This is a genomic window from Metabacillus herbersteinensis, assembly GCF_042433335.1.
In the GTDB taxonomy this organism is placed as follows: domain Bacteria; phylum Bacillota; class Bacilli; order Bacillales; family Bacillaceae; genus Metabacillus; species Metabacillus herbersteinensis.
In genome coordinates, this window is sequence record NZ_JBHLVO010000061.1 from 1 (window position 1) to 7,263 (window position 7,263).

Consider the following 7,263-nt stretch of genomic DNA (forward strand, 5'->3'; position numbering starts at 1 on the left):
TAAAGGAAGAAGAAATTACGGTATTGGCGGATACAGGATATTATAATATGTCTGAAATCATAGATGCATTTGATGAACGTACAGAAATTCTGGTGAAGGTCAAAAAGGAAAAAAGGAAAAGCTTGAAAATGGTTTTGATAAAACAAACTTTCAATATGATAGTACTAATGATATTTATACGTGTCCATTGGGCTATGTTTTGAACTTTAAATGGAATGGGAAACAAAATGGGAAAGATTATAAGCGCTATACTTGCGAAGATTACAATGTTTGTGGGAAAAAGGATTTGTGTACATCGTCTAAAGGTGGGAGAGCTGTAACAAGGATTAAAGAAGAAGAAATTATTGAGGTGATCACTCAAAATACGATTAAGAAAAAGGATATTTATCAAAAAAGAGGTTCTATTGTGGAGCATCCTTTTGGAACCATTAAGCGACATTTCGGTTATACATATTTTTTAACAAGAGGGCTTGAATCAGTAAACACTGAGGTAAGCTTTATTTGTCTTGCTTACAATTTTAAAAGGCTAATAAATATAATTGGAGTTAATGAGTTAATACGGAAGATAAGAGGAGGTTTTTCACCTAAATTAAACAATTTTAATGGTTTTATCAAAATTTCCTCTTTTATTTAGAAGTTTCAAAGGAGTTAAAACTATTTGTTAGACAGACTCAAGCACGGTTCTGTGAGGGGGGTGGAGTACAATCTACCGTAAGGTAGAAAGACTCCCTTCTACTCGACTAGTAGAATAATTAGGTGTCATTTTTACAGCTTTTTCGGCATTTTCCAATATTCCGCAATCGGGCGCAAGAATTGAACAACGATGGACTGTTTCAGCAGTCCATTTTTTCTTTTATCAAAGGGGCAGGTAATAAGACACCTAAGGGATGAAAATTACTTAATAAGGATATTGTAAGAAGAAAAAGGGGGAAATTATGATTGGACTTTTTATCGCAATTATCATATTTAATGTCCTTGCTTTCAAAACTAATAAGAATTTATCGGCAAAACAAATTGCCCATATCTGGTCATTTACAACTGCATTTCAAATGTCTTTTGATGCTTACATAGATGTGAAATATCATGCATACTGGTATTTTACAAAAAATGTCGATTGGGCAGCATTACCAGCCAATACTATGTTACTTCCACCTGTAAATATGATGTTTTTGAATTGGTATCCTTTTAAAAGTTCCTTAATTAATCAAATACGTTATTTTATCTATTGGGAAGTATGTTTGTTAACCTATGAATCCATCACCCTATTGCCCGAACCTTGGGGATATTTTCATTACGGATGGTGGAATTTAGGATATTCAGCGATTATTAATCCTATCTTGCTTGTTATTTTATTGGTTTATTACAAGAGGTTTGTAAACTAGAATAGCATGCTTGCTAAACTAAAGGATGGAGTTACTTCAAAGCGAGGTAAATTAAGGGGGTTTTTATGGAGACAGCTGGTTTTATTATAATTATTGGAGTGCTATTCAGTTTTGGAGTGGTTATGGTACTACGCTTCAATCGGTAGAATAAACAAAGAAGAAAAAAGTAAGGGGTAAGACTAAAGTATGAAATTAATCCTTATACTGGTTCTTCTGAAGACATAAATAAAACTAAAAAATAGATATGCTTATTCAACAATCGGGCGCATTTCCGAAACAAGGAAAGCGTCTTTTTTTGCGAAGAAAAAGATTGCTTGTACGACTGGTTTTGAAATAATTGGTATTAAGCAATCGCGGTGTCTTAGATAATCGATAAAAAGTGTACCGCAATCGGGCGCAATTCTGAAGTAAAGAATTTCGCTCTATCTTTATTTAAAGGGCCTTTGTTGAACAACTCTTAGATATGTAGGTTAAAGTTTAGAAGAGATTGTGAAGTTTTGTACTTAAAGTAACCGTATAGGTTAATGTAAGAAGGTTTCTAATTTTCCATAAAGTTTTTTATTTGAATGGCTCTGTTATAGGCGATTGTTGTTTTTATAACTAAAGAAAAATTCGCCTTAATATAAGGATAAAAGGAATTACTTCAAAATATTATGTTAAAATGTTTGGGATATTACTTGTTTATAGGGGGATTTTATGGCTTTAAAATATAAATGTTTAATCTTGGACCACGACGATACGGCGGTAAAAAGTACACCAAAAATACATTATCCATCCTTTGTTGAAGCCCTTAAAGATCTACGACCGAATGAGAGGTCTATTACATTTGATGAGTTTGTTGGATACTGTTTTAATCCAGGGTTTTCCTCTTTATGTAAAGACATCATTGAATTTACAGATGAAGAACTTCAACATCAGCAAGAAGTATGGAAAAAATATACCGAATCAACTGTACCAGATTTTTATGAGATGTTTACTGAAACAATCCAAGAATTTAAAAAACAAGGTGGAATTGTGACGGTTGTTTCTCATTCTGAGAGAAGCCGAATTGAAAGAGATTATTCTATCCATTGTGGATTTGTTCCAGATTCAATCTTTGGATGGGAACTTCCTGAACATCAGAGAAAACCACACCCTTACCCATTAAAGGAAATTTTGAAACGCTTTAATCTTCAAGAAACAGAAGCTCTAATGTTAGATGACCTTAAACCTGGAATGGAGATGGCGAGAAGTTGTAATGTGGATTTTGCGGCTGCTGGATGGTCTCATAGTATTCCTAAAATCAAGGAACAAATGAAAATGGAATCTAATTATTACTTTGAAACGGAGAACAATTCAATCAATTAGTATTGTGTAAATAAATTTAAAATTCCTGCAACTATTCTGGTGGAATATTTACTAAATAGTTATATTTAGTTAAGTAACGGGGGCAAGAGTTGAATAACACTACCGCCGCCAACAAACCGAATAACGACCTTCCGCAATAGGGCGCTATTCTTGAATTACTAGACGTTTTTTAATAGTTTATATCTTTAGGGTGAGGATGGTGATTTGTTGATCGATTTATTTGAAGGGATGAAAACGGGTAATAAAAAGCAACAAGACGCTTATTCAGCAATCATGGAACTGAATATTTTTAATGAGTTGAGTTCCTACAATCCCGTTCTATGTGGAACTCTACCCATCGGTATAGATATCGTGGGGTCAGACCTAGACATTATTATGGAGGTACAGGAGTTAGAGCATTTTGCAGAACAGCTACAAACTCTATACTATAATAAAGACAACTTTACGATGAAAAGAACAACTATAAGAGGAAAAGAAGTCGTTAAAGCGAACTTTGTCTTTAATAATTTTGAGTTTGAATTGTTTGGTCAAGCTCAACCTTTACATAAGCAAAATGCGTATCTCCATATGATTATTGAACATAAACTGTTGCAAAAAGTTCCTAATCTTAAAGAGAAAGTGATAAACCTAAAAAAACAAGGATACAAGACAGAACCAGCATTTTGTAAACTTTTAGGCATTACTGGAGATCCTTATGTAAGTCTTATCCAACTTGGAGTTGAAGAAGGAATTGTAACAGACATATTTTAAAATAGCCTTATTCAACAAACGGGCGCTTTTCTTGAGTAATGAAAGTGTCCTTTTTCTTGTATTTCAAGGGTTCTCAAGGTTCGGTAATTTAATCTCTAAATTTTCTTGCGTTACTAACAGAGGCAATTATTTAAGTTGTAATAGGAATATGCTATGGTAAATATAAGAAACAAAACAAGGAGTGATAAACAATGAGATGGGAAGAAATTCGTAAAATATATCCAGATCAATATGTGAAACTCAATATCCTTAGTTTTTATTTAGAAAATGATAAAAAGATTGTAACGGATGTTGCATTAATTAATCTTATTGGAGATTCTAAATTAGCTACAAAAGAGTTACTTAAATCAAAAGGTGATACCATTGTTTATCATACAGGTTCTGAAAAAATTGTTATTGAAATGAGAAACCCTACTGGTTTAAGAGGTATGAGATTATGAAGTTAGAATTGGTAAATCGTTTACTAGAAGTTAAAATGGCGATTTCTTATAAAGGCAAAACGAAAATAATAGATAAGCTTGTTATAGATACTGGTGCAGCTCATACACTAATCTCATCCGACATTGTTGATGATATAGGAATTTACTTTGAAAATGGAGACCCTCTGGTAAGTGCGTATGGAATTGGCGGTGAAGAGTATTCTTTCCGAAAACTAGTTGATTTTATTAAGTTAGGTACACACGGAATTTCAGAAATGAAGTTAGATTTTGGAGATCTAAATGATTGGGGTATCAATGGTCTGATAGGACTAGATATCTTAATGAATGGAAAGTTTATCATTGATTTAGAAAAATTAGAATTAGTTCAAAATCATTAATCAAAATATGAATTGATACGAAACAAAAGCAATAATTAGCGAAATTCGTTATTCAAGAATCGGGCGCTTATCTGTAACAAGGTAAGCGTATTTTTTATGAAATAAAGGGGTCCGAGAAAAAGTTAACCCTCAAAAAGCACTGTAGAAATGCGGTGTCAATTAACTCACGGTTTTCTGAACAAAACCTTAGCGTATGTTTTCCGCGAAAAGATACCTGGACCCCATAAAGGAGTAATCATTAATACACAAAGTTACAGACTCGCATTTTTGGATCTCTGTTAGTAAATAGTTATCTAAACTATTTAAAAAAGAAAATGGGTTTTAGTAAAAAAACCGGTTTATAAGTAGAGCTGTTTCTTTATTACTTTTATATCTAAATTAAACACCAAAGTTGTTTGGTTTACTAATGGGAGCGATTGTTGCAAAAGTCAGACAATAGTTAAGCATAGAGACCACATATCCCACCTTTTTTCCACATATTGATAAGCAGAAAGGTGGGTGCTGCGATGAGAGAGTCCGGGTTCGCTTTATTGAGTTATCCGAAAGATATGCTTGCTATTATAAGAAATGGATTAGACAAAGGGTCTCGTCCAAAAAAGGTTCTTATTATTGGAGGAGGGATGTCGGGTCTTGTTGCAGCTTCTTTGCTTAAGCAAGCAGGGCATCAAGTGACAGTGTTAGAAGGCAATCATCGGATTGGAGGGAGAGTTTACACGGTAAGACAGCCGTTTACTTCAGGTAATTACATGGATTTTGGGGCCATGAGAATCCCTGATAATCATGAATTGGTGCTTGAATATATTAGGCGGTTCCGATTGCCTGTGAATCAATTTATTAATTCTTCTCCAGAAGATTTGATTTATGTAAATAATGTGTTAACCACGAGAAAAGCATATGACGAAAATCCTGATATTTTAAATTTTCCCGTTGAGGAAAATGAAAAGGGCAAAACTGCAACTGAGCTCTTCCTTGATGCCACTCAACCGTTTATTGATCTTTACTCAAGTAGTTCCCCTGAAGAACAGAAAAGGCTAGAAGACGAGTATGCGGAGTATTCCATGGAGGAATTCCTGCAATTTAACCCTATTGGGAGGCCACTCTCGATTAACGCGATTCGAAGTATAGGCGTAATGCTGGGTATTGAGGGGTTTCCTGAGTTTTCATTTGTGGATATCCTAACTGATATTATTTACCCGATTTTTAGTAAGACGGTAAAATTCCTAGAAATCCTGGGTGGGAACGATCTTTTGCCATTATCCCTTATGCGGGAGCTCAATCAAGAAATTCAGTTGAACCAGAAGGTGGATAAGATTTTCCAGATGGAAAAGGGCATATGGATCCAAACTAGAAACACTATAACTGGAGAAAGGCACCAGTATGATGGTGACTTCGCCATTGTGACCGTTCCCTTCTCTGTTTTTCAATTCATTGATGTTGTTCCATATCATTCGATATCATTCAAAAAATGGCAGGTTATTCGCGAACTCATAAATGTATCTGCGGTTAAAATTGGAATTGAATTCAGACATCGGTTTTGGGAGAAGAACAAGGTTGGAAATGTTATTTCTGATCTGCCTACCAGATTCTCGTATGTTCCAAGCCACGGGATTGGTTCTTCAGGTCCGGGGATTTTGTTAGCGAGCTATACCTGGGGACGGGATGCCATACCCTGGGCTAGTTTACCTCAGAAAGAAATGGTACTTGTGGTGTTGAAGGATCTTGCAAAAATATATGGTGATGTAGTTTATAAAGAATACATGCATGCTGTTTCGTTTAATTGGAGTCTAAATCCATATTCAGCCGGGTGCTTTACACTCTACACCCCTGGCCAGGAGAAAAATTTTTCCGAAGTAATTCGACAGCCGGAAGGAAGACTTCATTTTGCAGGGGATCACACCTCTTCATTTCATGGCTGGATCGAAGGTGCTATTGAGTCTGGCATACGTACCGCATATGAGATCAACAAAAATGAATAATCGTTTAAAAATTTTATACGGATACAGTTAAGATGTGTCTATATGGAATGACGCAATACTCTCTTCTTTTGGTAATTAATTTAGGATAGTTTAGATTTAATATTGGATGAATTCAGCTACTCCTTTCTTTATTCAGCAATCGGGCGCTATCCTGGAACAAGGATGAGCGCTCGTTTTCCATTTTAGGGCCATATTGTTTAGATCATTAACAATGAATATGACATTTCTATAAGATATATTGGAGATTGTGAAGAAATGTACTTAAAGTATTACATTATTAAAGGACTGATTTTAGGGGGAAATGATGTGATTGATAAAAGACTTTCAAAAGATTATGAACACGAAATAGATGAGGCTTTGCAAGAAATTTCAGATACATCAATCTTACTAAATTTCCAACAAGCTATTGTCAGTTTATATCCGCATTTAATTCCAATTTATGCTACTCTTGGGATGATATTGTAATGCCACTATTTTATGAGATGGTATACAATACTTTTGCTTTTAAATATGGTATTGAAATTAATGGGGATGAAACCCATACATATATGTTTACATTAAGATGCTATAAAGGGATAAATCATATTGAATGCATTCCAAAGCACCCTTCTTTTAAAGCTTTAATAAACGATGAGTGGATTGAGATGGATAAAGATGATTTGGAAGAAAAGGTACTTGTATTTAAGTCATTTGGGGATGGGGTACATTTTTTAACTGGTGGACTTGATGTTGAAGAAGCTTATAATGTAAGTTTTGACCTTGTTGAGGTCGATATTGTTTCTGAAATAACAGGTTATCCTTCTAAGACAAGTGTATTTATAAATAAAGACCAGCTTGACTTTGTGTTTGTGGCTGAAACATATGATAAGAAAATACAACGTTAACTTCTTGTTGAACTAAACCAGCTAATAGTTTGTCAACATTTTTCAATAAAAACTTAAAGTATTTCATGCTAAACTAAATTTAGGCATGCCAAATAACCTTCCAATAT

Annotated in this window: 10 protein-coding genes; all 10 read left to right on the plus strand. The window is 34.3% G+C overall.

The window, feature by feature from the left end; all coding sequences use genetic code 11:
• Positions 1 to 203: hypothetical protein (locus ACFFIX_RS27285; protein WP_446686119.1), on the plus strand; the 203-nt coding region annotated here is incomplete at its 5' end.
• Positions 200 to 634, plus strand: a complete 435-nt coding sequence (locus ACFFIX_RS27290) for a transposase (RefSeq protein ID WP_251157346.1) — start codon at positions 200 to 202, stop codon at positions 632 to 634. The genes ACFFIX_RS27285 and ACFFIX_RS27290, both read left to right, overlap by 4 nt.
• Positions 635 to 935: 301 nt before the next feature.
• Positions 936 to 1,382 carry a hypothetical protein gene (locus ACFFIX_RS27295; protein ID WP_251157345.1) on the plus strand — a complete coding sequence of 149 codons (447 nt, stop codon included), beginning with the start codon at positions 936 to 938 and terminating at the stop codon, positions 1,380 to 1,382.
• A gap of 696 nt (positions 1,383 to 2,078) precedes the next feature.
• Positions 2,079 to 2,729 (plus strand): HAD family hydrolase, encoded by a 651-nt coding sequence (locus ACFFIX_RS27300; protein ID WP_251157344.1) that lies wholly within the window; start codon positions 2,079 to 2,081, stop codon positions 2,727 to 2,729.
• Between the two features lie 207 nt (positions 2,730 to 2,936).
• The gene (locus ACFFIX_RS27305) at positions 2,937 to 3,479 is read left to right on the plus strand and encodes a DUF4269 domain-containing protein (RefSeq protein ID WP_378939750.1); all 543 of its coding nucleotides are present in this window, start codon (positions 2,937 to 2,939) and stop codon (positions 3,477 to 3,479) included.
• Between the two features lie 191 nt (positions 3,480 to 3,670).
• Positions 3,671 to 3,919 (plus strand): hypothetical protein, encoded by a 249-nt coding sequence (locus tag ACFFIX_RS27310; protein ID WP_126865130.1) that lies wholly within the window; start codon positions 3,671 to 3,673, stop codon positions 3,917 to 3,919.
• Positions 3,916 to 4,296 carry a retropepsin-like aspartic protease gene (locus ACFFIX_RS27315; RefSeq protein WP_251157343.1) on the plus strand — a complete coding sequence of 127 codons (381 nt, stop codon included), beginning with the start codon at positions 3,916 to 3,918 and terminating at the stop codon, positions 4,294 to 4,296. Before ACFFIX_RS27310 ends, ACFFIX_RS27315 begins: the two co-directional genes overlap by 4 nt.
• Positions 4,297 to 4,802: 506 nt before the next feature.
• Positions 4,803 to 6,272, plus strand: coding sequence for a flavin monoamine oxidase family protein (locus ACFFIX_RS27320; RefSeq protein ID WP_251157379.1), 1,470 nt, complete (start codon positions 4,803 to 4,805; stop codon positions 6,270 to 6,272).
• A 306-nt stretch (positions 6,273 to 6,578) separates the two neighbouring features.
• Entirely contained in the window at positions 6,579 to 6,737 is a 159-nt protein-coding gene (locus tag ACFFIX_RS27325; protein ID WP_251157342.1) for a hypothetical protein, read from the plus strand.
• Positions 6,737 to 7,156: a hypothetical protein gene (locus ACFFIX_RS27330; protein WP_251157341.1), complete on the plus strand. Its 420-nt coding sequence runs from the start codon at positions 6,737 to 6,739 to the stop codon at positions 7,154 to 7,156. Before ACFFIX_RS27325 ends, ACFFIX_RS27330 begins: the two co-directional genes overlap by 1 nt.
• Positions 7,157 to 7,263 lie beyond the last annotated feature (107 nt).